Origin of the sequence: Nonomuraea sp. CA-218870 (assembly GCF_050936535.1) — a bacterium.
Lineage (GTDB): Bacteria > Actinomycetota > Actinomycetes > Streptosporangiales > Streptosporangiaceae > Nonomuraea > Nonomuraea corallina.
On sequence record NZ_JBNJMN010000001.1, the window covers coordinates 3,907,103 to 3,928,185 of the forward strand.

The 21,083-nt window shown below is 72.2% G+C and carries 23 protein-coding genes; 12 read left to right on the forward strand and 11 right to left on the reverse strand.

The annotated features are described in order from the left end of the window. Nucleotides 1-62 precede the first annotated feature (62 nt). Both ACQEUU_RS18875 and ACQEUU_RS18880 read right to left on the reverse strand, forming a co-directional pair. Nucleotides 63-1,232 (reverse strand): hypothetical protein, encoded by a 1,170-nt coding sequence (locus ACQEUU_RS18875; protein WP_433067679.1) that lies wholly within the window; start codon nucleotides 1,230-1,232, stop codon nucleotides 63-65. 83 nt (nucleotides 1,233-1,315) lie between these two features. Next, complete coding sequence (locus ACQEUU_RS18880; protein WP_433067680.1) at nucleotides 1,316-2,347, reverse strand: hypothetical protein; 1,032 nt, start codon at nucleotides 2,345-2,347, stop codon at nucleotides 1,316-1,318. A gap of 347 nt (nucleotides 2,348-2,694) precedes the next feature. Between ACQEUU_RS18880 and ACQEUU_RS18885 the strand changes: the two genes are divergently transcribed. After that, entirely contained in the window at nucleotides 2,695-2,928 is a 234-nt protein-coding gene (locus tag ACQEUU_RS18885) for a hypothetical protein (protein ID WP_433067682.1), read from the forward strand. Nucleotides 2,929-2,967: 39 nt separating this feature from the next. On the opposite strand, the gene ACQEUU_RS18890 is transcribed toward ACQEUU_RS18885, so the two are convergent. The 4 genes from ACQEUU_RS18890 to ACQEUU_RS18905 all read right to left on the reverse strand — a co-directional run bounded on the left by ACQEUU_RS18890 (nucleotide 2,968) and on the right by ACQEUU_RS18905 (nucleotide 6,490). Further along, entirely contained in the window at nucleotides 2,968-3,939 is a 972-nt protein-coding gene (locus ACQEUU_RS18890; protein ID WP_433067683.1) for an MsnO8 family LLM class oxidoreductase, read from the reverse strand. Between the two features lie 34 nt (nucleotides 3,940-3,973). Then, the gene (locus ACQEUU_RS18895) at nucleotides 3,974-4,468 is read right to left on the reverse strand and encodes a hypothetical protein (protein ID WP_433067685.1); all 495 of its coding nucleotides are present in this window, start codon (nucleotides 4,466-4,468) and stop codon (nucleotides 3,974-3,976) included. Between the two features lie 254 nt (nucleotides 4,469-4,722). After that, nucleotides 4,723-5,673: an adenylate/guanylate cyclase domain-containing protein gene (locus ACQEUU_RS18900; protein WP_433067687.1), complete on the reverse strand. Its 951-nt coding sequence runs from the start codon at nucleotides 5,671-5,673 to the stop codon at nucleotides 4,723-4,725. Nucleotides 5,674-5,734: 61 nt separating this feature from the next. After that, the gene (locus tag ACQEUU_RS18905) at nucleotides 5,735-6,490 is read right to left on the reverse strand and encodes a FadR/GntR family transcriptional regulator (RefSeq protein WP_433067689.1); all 756 of its coding nucleotides are present in this window, start codon (nucleotides 6,488-6,490) and stop codon (nucleotides 5,735-5,737) included. Between the two features lie 87 nt (nucleotides 6,491-6,577). Between ACQEUU_RS18905 and ACQEUU_RS18910 the strand changes: the two genes are divergently transcribed. Genes ACQEUU_RS18910 through ACQEUU_RS18945 form a run of 8 tightly spaced genes read left to right on the forward strand, consistent with a single transcriptional unit; the run spans nucleotide 6,578 to nucleotide 15,252 of the window. Beyond that, nucleotides 6,578-8,083: an ABC transporter substrate-binding protein gene (locus ACQEUU_RS18910; RefSeq protein WP_433067690.1), complete on the forward strand. Its 1,506-nt coding sequence runs from the start codon at nucleotides 6,578-6,580 to the stop codon at nucleotides 8,081-8,083. Beyond that, on the forward strand, nucleotides 8,080-9,027 hold the full coding sequence (locus ACQEUU_RS18915; protein ID WP_433067691.1) for an ABC transporter permease: 948 nt from the start codon (nucleotides 8,080-8,082) through the stop codon (nucleotides 9,025-9,027). The genes ACQEUU_RS18910 and ACQEUU_RS18915 overlap by 4 nt, the downstream gene beginning before the upstream one ends. Continuing rightward, nucleotides 9,024-9,857, forward strand: coding sequence for an ABC transporter permease (locus ACQEUU_RS18920; RefSeq protein WP_433067692.1), 834 nt, complete (start codon nucleotides 9,024-9,026; stop codon nucleotides 9,855-9,857). The genes ACQEUU_RS18915 and ACQEUU_RS18920 overlap by 4 nt, the downstream gene beginning before the upstream one ends. Next, nucleotides 9,844-10,764: an ABC transporter ATP-binding protein gene (locus ACQEUU_RS18925; RefSeq protein WP_433067693.1), complete on the forward strand. Its 921-nt coding sequence runs from the start codon at nucleotides 9,844-9,846 to the stop codon at nucleotides 10,762-10,764. The genes ACQEUU_RS18920 and ACQEUU_RS18925 overlap by 14 nt, the downstream gene beginning before the upstream one ends. Further along, nucleotides 10,727-11,527: an ATP-binding cassette domain-containing protein gene (locus ACQEUU_RS18930; protein WP_433067695.1), complete on the forward strand. Its 801-nt coding sequence runs from the start codon at nucleotides 10,727-10,729 to the stop codon at nucleotides 11,525-11,527. Before ACQEUU_RS18925 ends, ACQEUU_RS18930 begins: the two co-directional genes overlap by 38 nt. Next, nucleotides 11,524-12,705, forward strand: coding sequence for a M20 family metallopeptidase (locus ACQEUU_RS18935; RefSeq protein ID WP_433067697.1), 1,182 nt, complete (start codon nucleotides 11,524-11,526; stop codon nucleotides 12,703-12,705). Before ACQEUU_RS18930 ends, ACQEUU_RS18935 begins: the two co-directional genes overlap by 4 nt. Continuing rightward, nucleotides 12,702-13,805: a P1 family peptidase gene (locus ACQEUU_RS18940; RefSeq protein WP_433067699.1), complete on the forward strand. Its 1,104-nt coding sequence runs from the start codon at nucleotides 12,702-12,704 to the stop codon at nucleotides 13,803-13,805. Before ACQEUU_RS18935 ends, ACQEUU_RS18940 begins: the two co-directional genes overlap by 4 nt. Nucleotides 13,806-13,824: 19 nt before the next feature. Continuing rightward, nucleotides 13,825-15,252, forward strand: a complete 1,428-nt coding sequence (locus ACQEUU_RS18945; RefSeq protein ID WP_433067701.1) for an aldehyde dehydrogenase family protein — start codon at nucleotides 13,825-13,827, stop codon at nucleotides 15,250-15,252. Nucleotides 15,253-15,386: 134 nt separating this feature from the next. Here the strand turns inward: ACQEUU_RS18945 and ACQEUU_RS18950 are convergent, their stop codons facing one another. The 3 genes from ACQEUU_RS18950 to ACQEUU_RS18960 form a co-directional block, all read right to left on the reverse strand. Then, complete coding sequence (locus ACQEUU_RS18950; protein WP_433067702.1) at nucleotides 15,387-16,151, reverse strand: SDR family NAD(P)-dependent oxidoreductase; 765 nt, start codon at nucleotides 16,149-16,151, stop codon at nucleotides 15,387-15,389. Nucleotides 16,152-16,171: 20 nt separating this feature from the next. Next, nucleotides 16,172-16,723 (reverse strand): GNAT family N-acetyltransferase, encoded by a 552-nt coding sequence (locus ACQEUU_RS18955; protein WP_433067703.1) that lies wholly within the window; start codon nucleotides 16,721-16,723, stop codon nucleotides 16,172-16,174. A 65-nt stretch (nucleotides 16,724-16,788) separates the two neighbouring features. Continuing rightward, complete coding sequence (locus ACQEUU_RS18960) at nucleotides 16,789-17,490, reverse strand: L,D-transpeptidase family protein (RefSeq protein ID WP_433067705.1); 702 nt, start codon at nucleotides 17,488-17,490, stop codon at nucleotides 16,789-16,791. A 251-nt stretch (nucleotides 17,491-17,741) separates the two neighbouring features. On the opposite strand from ACQEUU_RS18960, the gene ACQEUU_RS18965 reads away from it, so the two are divergent. Then, nucleotides 17,742-18,308: a hypothetical protein gene (locus ACQEUU_RS18965; RefSeq protein WP_433067706.1), complete on the forward strand. Its 567-nt coding sequence runs from the start codon at nucleotides 17,742-17,744 to the stop codon at nucleotides 18,306-18,308. A gap of 150 nt (nucleotides 18,309-18,458) precedes the next feature. On the opposite strand, the gene ACQEUU_RS18970 is transcribed toward ACQEUU_RS18965, so the two are convergent. After that, nucleotides 18,459-18,731: a hypothetical protein gene (locus ACQEUU_RS18970; RefSeq protein WP_433067708.1), complete on the reverse strand. Its 273-nt coding sequence runs from the start codon at nucleotides 18,729-18,731 to the stop codon at nucleotides 18,459-18,461. A 100-nt stretch (nucleotides 18,732-18,831) separates the two neighbouring features. On the opposite strand from ACQEUU_RS18970, the gene ACQEUU_RS18975 reads away from it, so the two are divergent. Then, on the forward strand, nucleotides 18,832-19,806 hold the full coding sequence (locus tag ACQEUU_RS18975) for an acetylxylan esterase (RefSeq protein ID WP_433067710.1): 975 nt from the start codon (nucleotides 18,832-18,834) through the stop codon (nucleotides 19,804-19,806). A gap of 76 nt (nucleotides 19,807-19,882) precedes the next feature. Here ACQEUU_RS18975 and ACQEUU_RS18980 read toward each other — a convergent pair whose 3' ends face one another. Further along, a complete protein-coding gene (locus tag ACQEUU_RS18980; protein WP_433067712.1) occupies nucleotides 19,883-20,170 on the reverse strand; it encodes a Fe-S cluster assembly protein HesB in 288 nt (95 codons plus the stop codon). A 180-nt stretch (nucleotides 20,171-20,350) separates the two neighbouring features. Between ACQEUU_RS18980 and ACQEUU_RS18985 the strand changes: the two genes are divergently transcribed. Next, nucleotides 20,351-20,977, forward strand: coding sequence for a DUF4142 domain-containing protein (locus tag ACQEUU_RS18985; protein ID WP_433067714.1), 627 nt, complete (start codon nucleotides 20,351-20,353; stop codon nucleotides 20,975-20,977). Nucleotides 20,978-21,083: the final 106 nt, after the last annotated feature.

Below are 21,083 nucleotides of genomic sequence, written 5' to 3' on the forward strand. Positions count from 1 at the left end.
GAAGCATGACGTCTACAATCAAGCGGCGAAAGGGCTGACGGCAAGCATAGTCCGATGTTCTCTCATGTAAGGGTGGGACCGGGTCTCCGGAGGCCCCCCCGACCCTGCCCCGCGTCGGCGAGGTAACGCAGCGCGTCGCCGAAGGAAACGCCGCTGGGCAGCAGTTCCACGAAGTCCCGCCACACCTTGCCGTCGGCCCGCCACGTGTCGAGGTAGGCGAGACACAGCTCCGGCCGGATGAGGGCGAGGCGGCCGCGGGCGGCCTTGAGCGACTCCTCCATGCGGCGCCGCTCGTCCGGGCGCACCGGCACGTGCGGCAGGTGATCGAGGATGGCCTCGATGAACCGCCGCCGTCTGGCCAGGAACGCCGTCCAGTGCCGCAGGTCGGCGTCCCGCACCGATCCACCCTCGTCCAGCAGCCAGAACACGCCCTCGGCCAGCACGTCCCCCATCTCCTCGGACCGGGCCCGCTCCGTCGTGCGGAACGGGTCGTAGGGCGCCTGCCTGACCTGGCCGGTGACGGCGAGCGGGCGGAGCCCGTCCTCCTTCAGCAGGTAGAACCAGTCCTCGTTGTAGATGTTGGGGAAGAAGGCGACGTTCCGTACGGTCTCCACGACCAGGGCGCCGCCGCCCACGAAGGAGTCCTGGTCGCCGCCGACGGCGCGGTAGGCGTGGCACACCACGGAGTTGTCCGGGAACCCGCCGATCGACAGCCCGGCGGCGTCGAAGCGGTCGAGCAGCCCGGCCGCCCTGCGCAGGTCGTCCGGAGCCCGCACCTCGATGTCGTCGTCGAGGAACGCGATCCGCCGCCAGCCGACCATCCGGGCCAGGGCCAGCGCGAAGTTGCGCTTGGCCGCCGTGTCGGCGTTCCGCCGCAGCCTCGGCGGCAGCACGGTGGACGTCTCCAGCGCGGGCAGCCGCGCGGCGGACGCTCCGGTGAAGTCGATGGCGAGGACGTCGGCGCCGGGAGCCGCCCCGGCGCGCACCCGCGCGGCGCTGGTCCACCTGCCGCTGCACAGCACCACCAGGGGGCACCGCAGCGTCTGGGCCAGGTGGGAGGCGTGCCGCAGGTACTGGCTCGGGCGCGCGGTGGGCACCACGATCGCGTCGATCCCGGCCAGGTCGCCCGGGGCGCCGGGATCGCGCAGCAGCCGCCGGTGGGACGCGTGGTGGTGCGCCGCCGGTGACGGCGGTGGAGCCGGCGTGCTCTTCGGCTCCCGTGCAGAGTTCATGGTGCGGTTCCTGGCTCGGGTCTTCGTGCCGGGATGTCGGTCCCGTGATCGGACGGCGTGGCCGGAGGGCGTTGAGGGAGCGGTCAGTCAGGCCATTCGACCAGCCTCAGTCCGTCCAGTGTCCAGTCCGGGGTGACGACCTGGCCTCTGACCACGCGGACCCTGCTGAGCAGGGCGTAGGCCTCGCCGGCGCCGAAGCGCTCATGGAGCCAGGCGGTGTTGCGGTCGCGGAAGTTGGTGTCGGTCAGCGCCCGGACCACGCCGAGCGTGCCGCGGCCGTACATGCCGTTGCAGATCGTCAGGGTGCGCCGGGCGTTGTAGGGGTTCGGCCCGCGGTAGAACAGCGCCACGTCCTCGCGGAGCCGGCCGTCGGCCAGCGTGGGGGAGAACTGCCGGTCTCCGTGGGAGAAGTAGGGCCCCTCGTCGCTTCCCCAGTCGTTGACCTGCCGCACCGGCAGGTCGAGGACCTGGAAGACGTCGGAGGTGAGGTCGTTCCAGTCGACGCCGCCGAGGAGGACCAGATGGGAGGTCAGGTCGTCCGGCTGCAGTTCCTTCGCGGTGTGGCGGCGGACCTCGCTGCCGGGGTTGAAGGCGCGGATGTGCCCGTGCAGCTCGAACAGCGAGTCCAGGTCGGCGTAGGTGTAGAGCTCGATGTAGTCGGGGTCCTCGGGCCGGACGTAGGGCATCCGCGCCAGGAGCTCCTCAGGGAGCCGGGCGCAGACGATGACGATCCTGTTGCCGTCGTCGAACTGCCACGGGTTGGCCGGCGCGATCCCTGGCGCGGGCGTCTGGCTCAGGGCGGCCGTGCGCAGGTCGAGCAGCTCGTGCAGGAGCTTGTCGCGCAGCCGCGACTCCTCCGTCGTCAGCTCGGTCTCGTCGAGGGGGACGAGCTGGTCGCCGTCGATCGAACGGCGGGTGCAGAAGATCAGCGCGTACGCCTGCAGACGGGAGACCGGGGGCACCTTGGGGGTGCTCTCGTTCTCCCAGGACGAGATGAGGGGCACGCTGACGTTGAGCGCGCGGGCCAGCTGCGGCTGCCTGACCGTCGTGTCGGGCCACTGCTGCTGACGCAGTTGCCGGAGCCGGCGCGCCAGGGCCTGGCCGGAATCCGCCATGAGGACACCCCCATCCGAGGTCTACTCCTTAAGTAAACCTCTACCGACTGCCCCAGACGAGCCTATCCGCGCAGGCCAGCACCGAAACACCGCAGAGGCGGCCATTCTAGTGGAGCTGGACTTTCCTGACAGAGGGATTAATGCTTCTGAAAATGGGCAAGTCTTCAGCTAGATAAATGAAGATTAACTGAAGTTCACTCTACGGGGATGCGCATGCGCAGCAGAGATCCGCCCAGGACCCCGAGGCCAAGCGGGCGAGCACCCCTGCGAACCGGCGGCACTCCCGCGACGACCGGGAACGCCGCACCTACCCCAGCCCCTTGACGCCGAACCATCAGGACCCCGACATGTACGTCACCGTTGCCCTTCTCGCCAGCCCCGAAGGCGTCGCGATGGCGCGTGGCTTTCTCTACCTCGTGGCCGTCCTCGCCGTCTGGACCGTCGTCGCCGCGGTCCGCCACTTCAGCAAAGCCGTCACCGCGCTGTTCCGGGCGACCCTTCTGGTCGTCACCCTCACCGGCGTGGGTGCCGTCGCCGTCGCGGTCATCGCGCAACTGGCACTCATCCTGCAGCTCACCTGACGGCCCCACGGGACGGGCGCGACGCGGCGCCCGTCCGGCTCACCACGCCAGGGCGGCCAGCCGCCGGTAGGAGTCCAGGCGGTCGTCCAGGTCGTAGGTGTTCATCGTCACCAGCACCTCGTCGGCGCCGGTCGTCGTCACCAGATCGCGCAGCCGCGCCGCGACCTCGTCGCCGGTCCCGCTGATCTGGCCCTTGCGGGCCTCCTCCAGCAGCGCGCGCTCCCGCTCCGGCAGCTCCATCCGCAGGATCTCGCCCGGCGGGCGCAGCGGCGGGAACGCGCCGCGCACCCGCGAGCGCGCCGTCGCCCACGCCTCGGGCAGTTGCAGCAGCGCCGCACGCTCCGCCGTCTCGCCGACGGTGACGTTCGCCGCCACCATCACGTACGGCGTCGCGGCCCAGTCCGACGGCCGGAAGGCGGCGCGGTAGCGGGCGGCGGCCTCCGCCGGGGCCGCGCCGCCGATCACGAGGGGCAGCCCGAGGGCGGCGGCGAGGTCCGCGCCCGACCTCATGGCCAGCACGAACACCTGCGGGCGCAGGCCCTCGGCCGGGAGCGCGTGCACGCCCGGGTACGCGTCCTGGTCGCCGGTGAAGAACCCGAGCAGCTCCGCCACCTGCGCGGGGAAGCCGTCGGCCGCCTCCCTGCCGTGGCCGAGCGCCTTGCGGATGCCGCCGGTGAACGCCACCGACCGGCCCAGTCCCATGTCCACCCGCCCCGGATACAGCGACTCCAGGACACCGAACTGCTCGGCCACCACCATCGGCCGGTGGTTGGGCAGCATCACCCCGCCGGTGCCGACCCGGATCCGGGAGGTGGCGGCGGCCACGGCCGCCGCCAGCACGGTCGGCGCCGACCCGGCGACGCCGGGGACGCTGTGATGCTCCGACACCCAGAAGCGGTGGTAGCCGAGCTCCTCGGCCCGGCGGGCGAAGCGCACGGTGTCGCGCAGCGCCGCCGCCGGGGACTGCCCCTGCCGGACCAGCGAACGGTCGAGGATCGAGAGCGGTCTCATATCCCTGTGCAACAAGGGCGGGAGGGAAATGTTCCTACTCGCCGTAGAGCCCGACCGACCAGCGGACCGGGCGGCCGGGGTGGCCGCCGTCCACGGTGATCTTCGCGGTCACCTTGACCCGCTCGCCCGGCCGCGTGTCGTGCACGCCCATCGCCATCGGGAACGCGCCGGACCGCCACACGGCGCAACTGGCGCCGTGGGACTTCCCCTTGCCGAGGGTGTACGAGAACCGGAGCCGCTCGGCCAGATCCCCGGCGCAGAGCTGCTCGAGACCGAAGGGCCGCCCGGTGGCGTCGAACGTGAACCGCACGGTGTCGTCGGCCGGCCACACCCCGGACCGCGTGTCGATGAGCGGCCGGCCGTCGAGCCGTTTCGGCAGGTCCTTGATCGGCTCCGGCTGCGTGGACCGCTCCGGCGGCGTCCAGGCGTAGACGCCGAGCGTCCAGGCGCCCTCGATCCGCGGCCGGCACGTCCTGCCCTTCGCGCTGACGCAGTCCTTGCCGGAGTTCGTGTCGGCGGTGACGTCCACCTCCTGGGCGCCCTCGGGTCTGGCTCTTGACCGTGCCGGCGGCACAGCCGAGCAGCGCGGCCACCTCGGCCCGCCGCTTGCGCCGCCACCACGAGGTGTAGGTGGTGACCAGGACGCGGCGGACGTACGACTCCGGCTCCTCCACCCGCGACCAGGCGAACCACGCCTTGGCCAGCGTCTCCTGCCAGAGCGTTGCTGACGATACAGACGCGGTGGGACGCCGACCCCGTTGCCCGGCATGACTCAGTGGGGGCTCAGGCGCGGGTCACGGTGAACGGGACCAGCTCGCCGAGGCCGCGCACCGACAGCCGGTCCACCGCCCGCAGCCGGAACGCCCGGTCGTTCTCCAGGTCCTCGGCCGCGCGCGGATCGGCCAGGATCGTCCCCGGCAGGGCCAGCGCGGTCAGCCGGCTGGCCAGGTTCACGGTGGTGCCGAAGACGTCGCCCATGCGCCACACCACCGGCCCTGCCGCCAGGCCCACCCGCAGCTCGGGCATGCCGCGGGTCTTGGCGTGCGTCTCCACCAGCCGCAGGCCGATGTCGGCGGCCACGTGCGACTTGTCGGCCACGAACAGCACCGAGTCGCCCAGCGTCTTGACCACCCGGCCGCCGTGGGAGGTGACGATGTCGGCCGAGCGGCCCTCGAACCTGTCGACCAGCGCCGCCAGCTCCGTCTCGGTGATCTGCCTGCTCAGCCGGGTGAACGCGACCAGGTCGGCGAACCCGACCGTGACCCGTACCGCGTGCAGGTCCTGCACGGCCAGCCGGCCCGCGGCGGCGGCGAGCTGGCGCTGCCAGGCGTAGACGAGCAGCTTGGCGAGGTCGGGCACCACCCGTTCGGCCCGCCGTCGCCACGCCCTGGGCCGCTCGGCCAGCGGCACCCCCGCCTGGTCGAGCGCCTCGGCGCCCAGCTCGGCCTGCGACTCGGCCAGCCGGGCGGTCGCGCGGCCGAGCGAGCGGGCGATGAGCAGGACGTGGTCCTCGTCGTAGACGCCGTCGCTCACCATGCCGAGCAGGGTCCTGAGCGCTTCGACGTCGGAGTCGGTGAACTCCACCGCGTCGTCGGCGACGTTGGCGAAGCCGAGTGCCCGCCAGAACCGCCGGGCGCGGTAGACCGGCACCCCTGCCATCTCGGCCACCTGGTGGCTGGTGTAGCGGCGGGGCTCGCGCAGGAATGCCTCGGCCACCGACTCCTCCCCAGCCACGGGTGCAACATAACACCCTTTACCCGGATTGCACCGTAGGCATCGCCGCCTGGGGGAACGGTCAGTCCTCCAGCAGCGCGCGGAGCGCCGGGCGCTCGTGGGCGGGGACGTAGTCGAGGTAGTAGTCGTACATCGTCTCCCGCGACAGCCTGGCCGCGAGCGCGCCGTCGCCGGCCCGCACCGCGTCCAGCACCTCCTCGTGGTGGCGGATGCTGCGCCGCATGAGCGCCACCCGGTCGTCCGACGAGGCGATCTTGCCGGCGATGAGGTTGACCACGATCGACCGGACCACTTCCGTGCTGATCTGGATGAGCTTGTTGCGCGAGGCCCGCGCCACCGCGTCGTGGAAGGCCACGTCGGCCGCGCTGAACTCGTCGTAGCTGACCTCGGCGGCCTTGCGCATCCGCTCGATGGCCGCGTCCATCTCGGCGAGCTGCTCGTCGGTGCGCAGCCGCGCCGCGAGCAGGTTGGCCGAGGCGTCCAGCACCATCCTGAACTGCACCAACTCGCCCAGCGACAGCTCGTCCACCCGGGCCAGCGTGGTCATCGACTTGTGCAGCGCGGCGGGGGAGAACGGCAGCACCTCGGCCCCGTTCGGGTCCCCCGGGCGGGACTGGACGAGCCCGCGCGCCTGCAGGACGCGCAGCGCCTCGCGTACCGTGGAGCGGCTCACCGAGAACTGCGCCATGAGGTCGCGCTCGCTCGGCAGCCGCTGCCCCGGCGTGAGCGTCCCCGACTCGATGGCCCCCTCGACCTGCTCCACGATCCGTTCGTACGCGCGTACGGTCCGCACCGGCTCGAACCGTGGACCACCCATTGAAGCCCCCTTGACCCGACCCGTAGCGGACTGGCAATGTGCAGCCTACTGGTCAGACCAGTGCACTAGCCAGGAGGCGCAAGGACAATGAGGCGAATCGGGACCTGGATCGCCGCGGGCGGTCTCCTGCTGAGCATCGCCGCCTGCGGCGGGGGCAGCGGCTCCTCCGGGAGCGCGGGCAACGAGCAGCGGGCCCCTCAGGAGCAGAAACTGTCAGTCGGGTTCGTGGCCGAGCCGGCCAACCTCGACTTCACCTCGACCGAGGGCGCCGCCATCCCGCAGGCGCTGCTGGTGAACGTCTACGAGGGGCTCGTCAAGCTCGACCAGGACGGCAGGCTCGCGCCCCTGCTCGCCGAGAAGTGGGAGGTCTCCGACGACCGGAAGACCTACACCTTCACCCTGCGCCAGGGCGTCACGTTCACCAACGGCGCCCCCTTCACCGCCGACGACGTGGTGTTCTCCTTCGACCGGCTGAAGACCGACTGGAAGCTCAAGATCACCTCGCAGCTCGACGTGGTCGAGAAGGTGGAGAAGAAGGACGACGCCACCGCCGTCGTCACGCTCTCCAAGCCCAGCAACAGCTTCATGTACACGATCGCCACCCGGCTCGGCGCGATGTTCAGCCGCACCGGCGTCTCCGACCTGGCCAACACCCCCGTCGGCACCGGCCCGTACAAGCTGGGCGAGTGGCGGCGCGGCGACCACATCCGGCTGGACGCCAACGACGGCTACTGGGGCACCAAGCCGCAGGTCTCCTCCGTGACGCTGAAGTACTTCAAGGACGCCACGGCGATGAACAACGCGCTGCTGACCGGCGGCATCGACGTCATCTCCGCGGTGCAGGCGCCCGAGTCGCTGCAGCAGTTCGCCGACCCCAACCGGTTCGAGACCGTCGCGGGCAGCACGAACGGCGAGGTGGTCCTGTCGATGAACAACGGCCGGCCGCCGTTCGACGACAAGAAGGTCCGCCAGGCCGTCCGTCACGCCATCGACCACCGCGCGCTGCTCGACACCGCCTGGGCCGGCCGCGGCGAGCTGATCGGCTCGATGGTGCCGCCCACCGACCCGTGGTACGAGGACCGCACCGGCGACTACCCCTACGACGTCGCCAAGGCCAAGGAACTGCTGGGCGGCAAGACGTACGACGTGAAGATGCGCATCCCCAACCTGCCGTACGCGGTCGCCGCCGGTCAGGTCGTCAAGTCCCAGCTGGCCCAGGTCGGCATCAACGCCGAGATCGAGCCGCTGGAGTTCCCGGCCCGCTGGCTGGACCTGGTGTTCACCAAGGCCGACTACGACCTGTCGATCATCAACCACGTCGAGCCCCGCGACATCGGCATCTTCGCCAACAAGGACTACTACTTCCGCTACGACAACCCCGAGTTCGGCAAGCTGCTCGCGGCCGCCGACGAGGGCACCGAGCAGGAGCAGATCGACAACTACAAGGCGGCCGCCAAGCTGCTGTCCGAGGACGCCGCCGCCGACTTCCTGTTCGGCTTCCCGAACCTGATCGTGGCCAAGAAGGGCGTGACCGGCCTGCCGAAGAACGCCATCTCGGAGTCGTTCGACTTCACCGGGCTCGCCAAGCAGTGATCCTGTACCTGCTCAAAAGGGCCGCGGTGTTCCTCGTGAGCACCGCGGTCGCCGGCGTGCTGGTGTTCGCGTTCATGGCCATGCTGCCGGGCGACCCCGCCGAGGTGGCGCTGGGCGTGAACGCGACCCCGGAGGCGGTGGCCCAGCTGCGCGAGGAGTTCGGCACCCACCGGCCGCCGGTCACCCAGTTCCTCGACTGGTTCGGCGGGCTGGTCACCGGCGACTTCGGCACCTCCTACGTGACCAGCTCGCCGATCGGGCCGCAGATCGGCGAACGGCTGGGTGTCACCGCCGTGCTGGTGGGCGGCGGCATGCTCGTGGCCCTGCTGATCGCGGTCCCGGCCGGCACGTTCGCCGCCGTACACCACCGCAACCCGCTCGGCGTCGCCATCAGCGCGCTGAGCCAGCTGGGCATCGCGATCCCGGCGTTCCTCGCGGGCATCCTGCTGGTGTTCGTGTTCGCGGTGAAGGCGCAGGTGCTGCCGTCCGGCGGCTACGTGCCGGCGGCCGAGGACCCGGTGGAGTGGTTCCGCGGCCTGCTGCTGCCGTGGCTGTCGCTCGGCCTCGTCCAGGGCGCGGTCCTCACCCGCTACGTCCGCTCGGCCGTGCTCGACGTGATGCGCGAGGACTTCCTGCGCACCGCCCGCGCCAAGGGCCGCGGCCGGATGGGCGCGCTGTGGCGCCACGGGCTGCGCAACGCCTCCGTCCCGGTGGTGACCGTGCTGGGCCTGCAACTGGCCACGCTGCTCATCGGCGCGGTCGTGGTGGAGCGGGTGTTCGTCATCCCCGGCCTGGGCGACCTGCTGCTGAACGGCGTCGCGGGCCGTGACCTGCTGCTCGTCCAGGGCGTCGTCATGGTGCTGGTGGTGGCCGTCCTGCTGATCAACTTCGTGGTCGACGTGGCGTACGCGGCGCTCGACCCGCGACTGCGGGGGGCGCGATGAGGGGCCGGCTGAACGCGAGCCTGATCGCCGGCGCCGCCCTGGTCGGGCTGGTCGTGGCGCTGGCGCTGCTGTCGTTCGTGTGGACGCCGCACGACCCGGTGCTCGTCGACGCGGCCAACAAGCTGCGCGACCCCGGCGGCGGCTACCTCCTGGGCGCCGACAAGTTCGGCCGCGACACCTTCAGCCAGCTCATGGTCGGCGCGCGCACCACCCTGTACGTCGGCATCGTGGCCGTCGGCATCGCCGCCCTGATCGGCACCCCGCTCGGCATGATCGCCGGCATGACCCGCTGGCGCTGGCTGTCGGAGCTGGTCATGCGGGTCAACGACCTGGTGTTCGCGTTCCCCGCGCTGCTGCTGGCCGTCATGCTCGGCGCGGTGTACGGGGCCGGCACGCTCACCGCCATGATCGCCATCGGCGTGGCGACGGTGCCCGCCTTCGCCCGCGTCGCCAGGGCGGCGACCATGCAGGTCATGGTGACCGACTACATCCTCGCCGCCCGCGCGGCCGGCCGCCGCCGCCTGCAGGTGGCGTTCCGGCACGTGCTGCCGAACATCGGCTCGATGCTGATCGTGCAGGCGTCCGTGTCGTTCGCCATCGCCATCCTGGCCGAGGCCGCGCTGTCGTTCCTCGGCTTCGGCACCCGCCCGCCGACCCCGTCGTGGGGGCGCATGCTGCAGGAGTCGCAGGAACTGCTGTTCTCCACGCCGCGCCTGGCCCTGTGGCCGGGCCTGGCGATCGCGCTGGCCGTGCTCGGCTTCAACCTGCTCGGCGACGGCCTGCGCGACTACCTCGACCCCAAGCTCAGGAGGATCCGTGCTGAGCGTTGAGGGGCTGACCGTGCGGGCGCACACGGTCGAGCTCGTGCACGACGTGTCGTTCCGGATCGGGCCGGGCGAGCGGGTCGGACTCATCGGCGAGTCCGGCTCCGGCAAGTCGCTGACCGCGCTGGCGCTCATGGGCCTGCTGCCCGAGGGCGTCACCGCGGCGGGACGGGCCCGCCTGCACGACCGCGACCTGATCGGCGTGCCCGAGTCGCGGCTGAAGGACCTGCGCGGCCGTGCCGTGTCCATGGTGTTCCAGGAGCCGATGACCGCGCTCAACCCGCTCATGCGGGTCGGCGCCCAGGTGACCGAGGTCATGACCCTGCACGGCAAGCCGCGCGAGCAGGCCCGCGCCCGCGCCGTCGACCTGCTCGGCCGGGTCCGCCTGCCCGACCCCCAGCAGGTCGCGCGCGCGTACCCGCACCAGCTCTCCGGCGGCCAACGCCAGCGCGTCATGCTCGCCATAGCCCTGGCCAACGAGCCCGAGCTGCTCATCTGCGACGAGCCGACCACGGCGCTCGACGTCACCGTGCAGAAGCAGATGCTCGACCTCATCGCCGAGGTGGCGCCCGCGCTGCTGTTCATCACCCACGACCTGGCCGTGGTCGCCTCCGTCTGCGAGCGCGTCCTGGTCATGTACGGGGGACGCGTCGTGGAGAGCGGCCCGATCCGCGAGGTGTTCACCAGGCCCCGCCACCGCTACACCGAAGGCCTGCTGGCCGCCTCCAAACTGACGCCGCGCGGCACCCGCCTGCCCACGATCCAGGGCAACGTCCCGCCGGCCGGCCGGTTCCCCGGCGGGTGCGTCTTCCGCAACCGCTGCCCGCACGCCGATCCCACGTGCGAGAAGATCCCTGCGCTGACAGGAGAGGGCCATGCCCACGCATGCTGGCACCCCGCTGATCGAGGCTAGCCGCCTCACCCGCGTCTACCACCGGCCCCGCACCTCGCTCACCAAGCCCGCCGGGGTCGTGCACGCGCTGCGCGGGGTGTCCCTGACCGTGCACAGGGGCGAGCGGTTCGGCATCGTCGGCGAGTCCGGCTCCGGCAAGTCGACGCTGCTGCGGCTGCTGTGCGGGCTCGACAAGCCCACCGCCGGCTCCATCCGGTTCGACGGGCGGGAGATCACCGGCCTGCCGGAGCGGCGGCTGCGCTTCCTGCGCCACAGCCTGCAGATCGTCTTCCAGGACCCGATGAGCTCGCTCAACCCGCGCATGCGGGTCCGCGACCTCGTCGCCGAGCCGCTCGTCGCCCTCGGCGAGTCCGTCGGGGGCCGGGTGGCCGAGCTGCTGGACGCGGTCGGGCTGCCGGCCGCCGCCGCCGACCGCTACCCGCACCAGTTCTCCGGCGGGCAGCGCCAGCGCATCGCCATCGCCCGCGCGCTCGCCCCCCGGCCCAAGGTGCTCGTCGCCGACGAGCCGGTCAGCGCGCTGGACGTGTCCGTACGCGGGCAGATACTCAACCTGATGGCCGACCTCGTCGACGAGCTCGGCCTCACCCTCGTCTTCGTCTCCCATGACCTGTCCGTCGTCCGCCACGTGTGCGAGACGGTCGCGGTCATGAACGCCGGCGAGATCGTGGAGACCGGCGCGGTCGACGACATCTGGATCGAGCCGAGCCACCCCTACACGCGGGCGCTGCTGCAGGCCGTACCGACTCTGGAAGGATTGCTGTGATCGAAGTGGACGCGCGGGGCGTCGTCGAGTTCACCCAGGCGCTGGTCCGCATCCCCAGCACCAACGACCCGGCGCGCGGCCGCGGCGAGCGGCCCGCTGCGGACCTGGTCGCCGCCAAGATGCGTGAGTGGGGCTGGGAGCCGGTCGTGTCCGAGGCGGCGCCCGGCAGGCCGAACGTGGTCGCCGTGGTCGAGGGCGGCGGCGGTGACGGGCCCACCCTGATGTTCGAGGGCCACACCGACGTCGTCACCGAGGGCGACCTGTCGGAGTGGACCGTGGACCCGTTCGGCGGCGAGATCCGCGACGGCAGACTGTGGGGGCGCGGCAGCGCCGACATGAAGTCCGGCCTGGCCGCCACCCTCTACGCCACCCGCGCGCTGCAGCTCGCTGGACCGTTCCCGGGACGGATCAAGGTGTGCGCGCTGGCCGACGAGGAAGGGCTCATGCTCGGCGCCCACCACTTCGTCGACCAGGGGATGGCCGCCGACGTGGACGGCGCGATCGTGGCCGAGCCGGAGGCCGGCGAGATCTGCGCGGTCGCCAAGGGCGCGCTGCGGCTGCGCGTCGACCTCACCGGCAAGATGGCGCACGGCGCGATGCCGCAGCACGGCCGCAACCCCGTGGAGGCCGTCGGCGCGCTGCTCACCGGGCTGCGCGGGCTCCAGGCCGAACTGCAGGAGCGCTTCCCCGCGCACGAGCACCTCGGCGAGGTGTACGTGACCCCGACCGTGGTCCGGGCCGGCAGCGAGGAGCAGGTGAACGTCATCCCGGCCACCGCCTCCGTCTTCGTCGACGTGCGCACCGTCCCCGGCGTCGAGCACAAGGAGGTCGCCGACCGGGTGGCCGCCCTCGCCGCCTGGGACGGGATCGCCGCCGAGGTGTCCATCCTGGTCGACCGGCCGCCGGTGGACGTGCCCGTCGGCGACCCGGTCGTGGCCGCGCTGGCCGCCGCGCACCGCGACGTCACCGGCGAGGAGCCCGTCTACGGCGGCGTGCCAGGCTCCACCGACGGCACCGTGCTCACCCACTGGGGCGGCGTCCCGTCCGTCGTGTACGGGCCGGGCGGCAAGTGGATCGCCCACCAGGCCGACGAGTACGTCGAGGTGGCCGAGATCGTCACGTGCACCCGCGTGTTCGCCGAGGCGGCCCGGCGCTTCCTCACCCGGAACCTCCCGTGAAGCCGGGAGCCACCAACTCCCTGCTGGACGTGGCCGGCCTGCGCGTCGGCCACCACCACAGGGTCGGCGGCGGCCACCGCACCGGCACCACCGTCGTGCTCGCCCCGGAAGGGGGCATGGTGGCCGGGGTGGACGTCCGCGGCGCCGCCCCCGGCACCCGCGAGACCGAGCTCCTCGACCCGCGCAACCTCGTGGAACGCGTGCACGCCGTCGTCCTGACGGGCGGCAGCGCGTTCGGGCTCAGCGCGGCCTGCGGCGTCATGTCCCGCCTCGCCGACGCCGGCGTCGGGTTCCCCGTCGAGGGCGGCGTCGTCCCCATCGTCCCCGCGGCGGTGATCTACGACCTCGGCCGCGGAGGCGCCTTCCGCGCCACCCCCGACGCCTCCTTCGGCGAGGCCGCCTACGACGCGGCCGGAGCGGACGTCACGGACCCGCCCGGACAGGCCGCCCTTGAGCGGACCGCTCCCGGGCATGTCAGCGGGTCGGTCGGCGCCGGAGCGGGCGCCGTGGCCGGAGGGCTGGCAGGCGGGGCGGGGACCGCGAGCGTGGTGCTGCCCCGCGGGGCCACCGTCGCGGCCCTGGCCGTGGTGAACGCCGCCGGCTCGGTGCTCGACCCGAACGGCGGCCGGCTGGCCGGGGCGAGGTACGGGCTGCCGGGAGAGTTCGACCACCTGGGGGAGCCCAGCGCGGAGGAGGTCGAAGCCTGGCGACCGGCCGGGGTCACCTCGCTGAACACCACGATCGGCGTCGTGGCCACCGACCTGACCCTCACCAAGGCCCAGTGCGGCAAGCTGGCCGCCGTCGCCCACGACGGCCTGGCCCGCGCCATCCGCCCGGCGCACACCATGGTCGACGGCGACACCGTCTTCGCCGTCGCCACCTGCGCCCGGCCCGCGCCGCGGGGCGGGGGCCGGGTGTACGGGCAGCGGAACGCCGACGACGAACCGCCGGGGGCCGAACTGCACGAACTGCACGACCTGCTCGCCGCCGGGGCGGACGTGTTCAGCCGGGCCGTGGCGCACGCCGTGCTGGCCGCCACCGGCAGGGAGGGCGCGCCGGCCTATCTCGACGTGTTCCCGAGCGCGTCGCGTACGTCATGAACCGAGGGGGACCGCAAGCGTGAACTATCAGGATGCCTGGCCGTCAGGGCTGCCGATCGGCGACGGCTGGGTCCGGCCGGCCGCCGAGGCCGACGTGATCTTCCCGTACGACGGCTCGGCGGTGATGCCCGCCCCCGTCGGGGACGCGGCCCTGGCCGCGCGGGCGATCGAGGAGGCGCTGGCCGTCGCGCCCGCGATGGCCGCGCTGCCGTCGCACGCCCGCCGCCGCGCGCTCATGGCCGCCCACGACGCGCTGGCCGCGCGGCGCGAGGAGGTCGAGCGCCTGCTCGTGCTGGAGACCGGCAAGCCGCTCGTCGACTGCCGGGTCGAGGTGGCGCGCACGCTCGTCACGCTGGTCACGGCCGCAGAGGAGGTGGCGCGGCTGCACGGCGAGACCGTGCCGCTGGACCTGCTGCCCGCGGGGGAGGGCCTGGTCGGGTTCTGGACGCGGCGGCCGGTCGGCGTGGTGGTCGGCATCACCGGGTTCAACTACCCGCTGCTGCTCGCCGCCCACAAGATCGCGCCCGCGGTGGCCGCCGGCTGCCCGGTGATCGTCAAGCCGGCCCCGGCGACGCCGCTGGCCACGCTCTGGCTGGTGCACCTGCTGCGCGAGTCCGGCGCGCTGCCGCCGACGGCGGTGCAGCTCGTCACCGGCGGCGTCGAGGTGGGCCGGACGCTGGTGGAGGACCGGCGGATCGGGGCCGTCTCGTTCACCGGGTCGGCCGCCGCCGGGCACGCCATCGCCCGCAACGCCGCCCCCACGAAAGTGCTGCTGGAACTCGGCTCGAACGCCGCCCTGGTGGTGGCCGCCGACGCCGACCTGGAGGCGGCCGCGGACGCGGTGGTGCGCGGCGGCTACTACGCCTCCGGCCAGGCGTGCATCTCGGTGCAGCGGGTGCTCGTCGAGGAGCCGGTCGCGGCGGAGTTCCAGGCCCTGCTCGCCGCCCGGATGAAGGACGTGGTGGTGGGCGACCCGCGGCTGCCCGAGACCCGGGTGGCGCCGCTCATCGACCCGGCCGCCTCCGACCGGGTGCTCGACTGGATCGCCTCCTCCGGGGCCGAGGTGCTCACGGGCGGGGTGCGCGACGGCCGCGCCATCGCGCCGACGCTGCTGGCCGGCGTGCCCGACGGGGCCGCCGCCTGGGACGAGGAGATCTTCGGTCCCGTCGTGTGCGTGCGCCCGGTGCCCGACCTGGAGGCCGCGTTCGCCGCGGTCAACGCCTCCCGGTACGGGCTGCACGCCTCGGTGTTCACCCGCTCGCTGGCCACCGCGTTCGCCGCGATCGAGCGGATCGAGGCCGGGGGAGTGGTGGTCAACGAGGTGCCGGGGTTCCGGGCCGACAACATGCCGTACGGGGGCGTCAAGGACTCCGGCATCGGCCGGGAGGGCCCGCGGTTCGCGATCGAGGAGCTCACCGTGACCCGCATGGCCATCATCCGTCCCTGACCGGGCATCCGCCTCCCGGTCCCGGCGGGCTTCCGGCGGCGCGCGGGTTCCGCGCGCCGCCGCGGCGGATCAGATGTGGACCAGGTGGCCGGGGTCAGCCCGCCGGTTCAGGTTGGGCGGGTCAGTTGGGCGGGTCAGTTGGGCGGGTCGAAGCGGCCGTCGACCGCCGTCCAGCCGCCGTCGACGTGCAGCACGGCGCCCGTGACGAAGCTGGCGGCGTCGCCGGCCAGGTAGACGACCGCGCCCGCCATCTCCTCCGCGGTGGCCCAGCGGCCCAGCGCGCTCTTGGCCGCGTACGCGTCGTACCAGCCCGGATTGTCCTTGATCTGCTGGGTGAGCGGAGTCTCCACCACTCCCGGCGCGATCGCGTTCACCCGCACCCCGTGCGGCCCGAACTCGGCCGCCGCGGTGCGCAGCAACTGCACCAGTCCGGCCTTGGTGGCCGAGTAGACGCCCTGACCGGGCTCGGTGACCGAGGCCCGGATGGAGGCGAAGCCGATGATGGACCCGCGTCCGCGCGCCACCATGCCCGCGCCGAACGCCCGCACCACCTCGAACGACGCCTTCAGGTTCAGGTCCACCACCCGCTGGAACTCCTCGGGCGTGTAGTCCAGCAACCGTTTGCGCACATTGGTCGCCGCGGTGAACACCAGGACGTCCGCCTCCAGCTCGGCCGCCGCGGCGTGCACGGCGGCGCCGTCCAGCACGTCGAGCGGCCGGGCCGTGCCGCCGCAGCGGGACGCCGTCTCCTCGGCCGCGGGCAGGTCGCGGTCGGCGCACACCACCGACGCCCCGTGCGCGACCAGCGCGAGCGCCGCCTCCTTGCCGATGCCACTGCCGGACCCGATGACCACCGCACGCCGCCCGTCCAGGCGAAACAACCGCTCGTATGCCGTCATGGCAGCACCTTAGTCACTGGTCAGACCAGTACACCAGGTGGGCCCGCAGAGCGGGACGCCTCCCACTCCTCCCGGAGCAGCTCGTACTCGACCTCGCCCTGCTCGGAGCCGTCGATCGGGTCGTCCCAGTCCTCCCAGAAGGTGCGGACGTACCGCAGCCCGCACTTCTCCATGACCCGGCGCGAACCCCGGTTCACCGTCATCGTCTGCGCGTACACACGGCGCGCGCCCAGCTCCGCGAAGGCCCGCTCGATCAGCAGCAGCGACCCCTCGGTCGCGTACCCGTGCCCCCAGAACGCCCGGTGCAGCCGGTAGCCCAGCTCCAGCTCGTCCCCGTTCTCGGCCGAAGGGCGCAGGAGGAACCAGCCGACGAAGGCGCCGGTGCTCCGCTCCAGGGCGGCGAAGAAGCCCGTCGTCGTCATCCGGGGCAGCGTCTCGCGCACGATCGTCTCGCGCGGCGTCGGCTTGCCGCCGTTGAGGAAGCGCATGACGTCCGGGTCGTTGTGCAGGCGGACGATCTCGTCGGCGTCGTCCGGGGTGAGGGGGCGCAAAGCCAGGCGTTCCGTATTCACGCGGGACACGTTAACCGCGGGCATCCGCCCCCTTCGACGGGTTTTCGCGCCGTGGCTCAGGCCGCCTACCGCCGGCTGCGCCTGACGTGCACCGGCTCACCGATGCCCACCATCCGGAACAGGCGCTCGGAGACCGCCATGGGCAGGCGCACGCAGCCGTGGGAACCGGGCCACGACGGCACCCCGCGGGAGCCGTGCATCGCGACCCCGCCCACGAAGTAGAGCGAGTTGTACATGGAGCCCAGCGGGCCCTTCGTCCAGCCGGGAGCGCGCCTGAAGACCCGGAAGTCGCCGATGGGGGTGGTGGCGATGCGGCACCGGCCGCCCTGGCAGAACCGCACGCCGGCGCCCGTCGAGGCGTGCGAGATCAGCACCGGTCTGCGGGCCCGGTAGACGACCAGGAGCTGGCGGCGCAGGTCGATCTCGACCCGGTTGGGCGCGCCGTTCCTCACCAGCGGGCGCACCGGCCGGTACCGGTCCAGCCGCCTCCACACGGGCGTGTCGACGACGTTCCCGACCCGCAGGCCCCTGCTCTTCCTGAACGCCCACACCGCGTAGCGGGTCTCCTGGTCGAAGACGCCGTTCGCCTTGCGCGGCAGGTAACCGCGCTGCCGCAGCAGCCGCTGGAGGTGCCGGACCTCCTCGCCCCGGTCGCCCGGCCGCAGGACGAACTCCTCGTCGTACGGCGCCGCCGCCGCGGCGAGAGGAAGGGCCGGCGGGATCGCGAGGCACAGGACGAGCAGGACGATGCGGCAGGCGTTGATCATAGCGGGAAGGTATCCGTTATTAGGAAATGACGACCCCGGGTAACGGTCTCCTTCCGTAAAGAGCATATCGCAGCGAAAAGGGACAATATGGGTGACCCGCTCTTTGGTTCCCCATAATGGAGATTCTTTAACCGACATTGCTGAGTGGCGACATAGTCCGGCTTGGCGGCGAGGGTAAGTTCGCGGCTGTCGCGCGGCTTTCTGAAGAGCCCGCTTCCAGATCGATGAACCATGAACGGAAACCATCGCCCATGAACATTGACAGCCGAATCCGCTCTGCCAAGAAGGTCGCCGGACTGGCTTTGGCGGCCGCAGCCGCGGGAGCTCTGCTCCTCCCCGCGGCGGCGGCGAGCGCGAGCACCGGCCAGGTCGCCGGCACCGCCGTCGTCGCGCACGAGAAGCCGGTCCTCTGCAAACACCGCCACAAGTGCCGGCACCACCGCCCCTGCCACAGGTGCGGGCACCGCCACCACGGCTGCCACGGGTGCGGTCACGGCCACCACCACGACTCCTGGCACAAGCACAAGGACCACGACTGGGACAAGCACGAGGACCACGACTGGGACAAGCACAAGGACCACGACGGGGACGACGGCGACCACGACTGGGACCGCGACCGCGACTGGGACCGTGACCACGACGGGGGCGGCTACAAGGACCACGACTGGGACAAGCACAAGGGCAGCCACAGCGGATACGGAAAGAAGTGGGGTCACCACGACCACGGGGGCTGCCCCGAGAAATGGTGGCTCTGGCCGGACGGCGGCCAGGGAAACAAGTACTGGGGCTTTGACGAGAACGAGGACGACGGCAACTAGGTCTCGCCACTCGCCATTCTCGCGCGTGAAATGCCGCACCCGTTTTCACGGGTGCGGCATTTCACGCTTCCGGTCGTCCGGCGGCCGGACCGGGTCGACGCGGAAAGGGCCGACCGGCCGCGGGTCAGGGCGTGCCGTCCCCGACGACGGTCATTCCAGCGGTTCTCCGAGACGGAGAATGCGCCGGTCGGCGCGTACGGTCACCTCGCTCACCATCCACGTGCACTCGTCGACGACGGTGCCGTCCATGGTCATGTAGCCGCCCACGATCAGCAGAGGCCGCTCGCCGGCGTGGACCAGTTCGGCCCGCGCCTCGGTCTCGTCGCCGAACTGCAGGAGGAAGTCGTCGTACTCCAGCGGCGCGTCGAGGATCATGCCGGACGCCAGGTGAGGGCTGGAGGTCTGGAACAGGTGCACGGTCACGGCGGCCTCACTACCCGGATTTCCGGCGATCGTGCGCGCTGTGGCACTGATGTGCGGAGATGCGATGAAATTATCTCCACCCCGAAAGGTTGGAGTATCCGTGCCACTGTTCGACCTGCCGCTTGAGCGACTCCGCGACTACCGCCCCGACCGGGACGAGCCCGCCGACTTCGACGCGTTCTGGTCCCGTACGCTCGCGGAGACCCGCGAGTCGGCGCTGGACGCCGAGTTCACCCCGTACGCGCCCCCGTTCGCGCACGTCGAGGTGTACGACGTCTCGTTCGCGGGCTGGGGAGGCCACCGGATCAACGGCTGGTTCCTGCTCCCGCGCGGCGCGCAGGCCCCGCTGCCGTGCGTCGTGCACTACATCGGCTACGGCGGCGGGCGCGGCTTCCCGCACCAGCACCTGTTGTGGCCGGCCGCCGGATACGCGGTGTTCGTGATGGAGACGCGCGGTCACGGCGGCGCCAGCGTGCAGTCCCCCGGCGTCACCGGCGACCCGCACGGCGCGGACGGCCCGCAGGCTCCCGGCATGATGACGCGCGGCATCATGGACCCGGACGACTACTACTACCGCCGGGTGTTCGCCGACGCCGTCCGGGCCGTCGACGCGGCCGCCGCCCACCCGTCCGTGGACGCGGGCCGGATCGTCGTCTCCGGCGGCAGCCAGGGCGGCGCCATCGCGCAGGCGACCGCCGCACTGCACCCGTCGGTGGCGGCGGCCTGCGTGGACGTGCCGTTCCTGACGCATTTCCGCCGGGCCGTCGAGATCACCGACCGCGATCCGTACCAGGAGCTGGTCCGGTTCCTCGCCACCCGGCGTGACAGCGCGGAGCAGGTGTTCCGCACGCTGGCGTACTTCGACGGGGTCAACTTCGCGGCCAGGGGGAGGGTGCCGGCGCTGTACTCGGTGGCGCTGATGGACTTCGTCTGCCCGCCGTCGACGGTCTTCGCCGCCTACAACCACTGGCAGGGGCCGAAGGAGATCACGGTCTGGCCGTGGAACGGTCACGAGGGCGGAAGCGGTTACCAGCAGGAGGAACAGCGCCGCTTCCTGGCCGAGCTGCTGGTCTGAGGCGCGCTTGGGAGGTGGCACGCCGTCGGCCGGCGCGTGGCGCGCGCCGGCCGGGCGGCGGGTCGAGCCGCGGGCGTCAGCCGGCCCGCTCGGTCACCAGGAAGGACACCGCCCCCTGGTCGTCGGAGCCGGCGTCGAGTGACTTGTCGTCCAGCACCGTCGCGGCCACCGGGTCGAGGTAGACGCGGGCGCCCTCCGACTCCACGACCGCGTCCGCCGGCTCGGGGGCCGTGGCCAGAGAGAGGGTCAGCGAGCCGGCGTCGTCACTGCCGGCCGCGATGCGGATACCGCTCTGCGCCGGCTCCGGCGCGCCCTCGGTGAGACTACGGATCGCCTGGGCTGCGTTGGCTGTCAGGGTGAGCACTATGGCTCCTCCTCGGTTCGACGTACAGGAGTGGCCTGCCATGCCCGTATCCCTCCGGTCCTAACCGTTGTGGCCGGATCTTTTACCGGTGAACCGGCGTGGCGTGGCGAGGGTGGGCCGCCGGGCGCGCTTGGATGACTGTCCGTCAGTGTCACATCACGCACCGTCGGGGGATCTGTCATGTCCGTTGCGCGCCGCCCGTACCTCGCCCTGATCTTCGTCGCCGCGATCGCCGTCACCGGCTGTAACAGCGGGGGCGGCAGCACGTCCGCGGGCCTCGCCTCGCCGGCCCCGCCCACCGCCGCGTCGCCGGGGACGGGCACGGCCGCTCCCGTCCAGCCGTCCGAGCAGGACCGGATGTGGCTGCGCGAGATCCACCAGGGCAACCTGGCGGAGACCCAGGCCGGTCAGCTGGCCGAGAGCAAGGGCAGCGCGGAGGAGGTCAAGGCGCTCGGCACGATGCTGGTCAAGGACCACACCCAGCTCGACGAGGAGGTCGTCAGGACCGCCGAGCAGCTCGGGGTCGAGCTGCCCACCAGCACCTCGGGCGAGCAGAAGGAGGTCATGACCGCGCTGCGTGACGCCTCGCGCGCCGAGTTCGACGAGGAGTTCGTCACCGCCATGCGGGTGGCGCACGTCCAGGCCATCGCCGCCACCAAGAAGGAGATCCAGAACGGCACGTCGCCGCAGGTGAAGCAGCTGGCGCAGAAGGCGCTCCCGGCGCTTGAGCAGCACCTCGCCGAGATCGAGAAGATCCCCGGCGCGGGCACCCCGGCGCCCGACAGCGGCGCTCCCGAGACCTCGTGAGGCGCCGATCCCGCATTACGCAAAACCTTGCTGGATCGCGTGCGTTTGTCCGCATTTGGGGTATTTGCCCGTCTTGAGCCACCTGTCGGTCCGGTGAGGCGGCCGG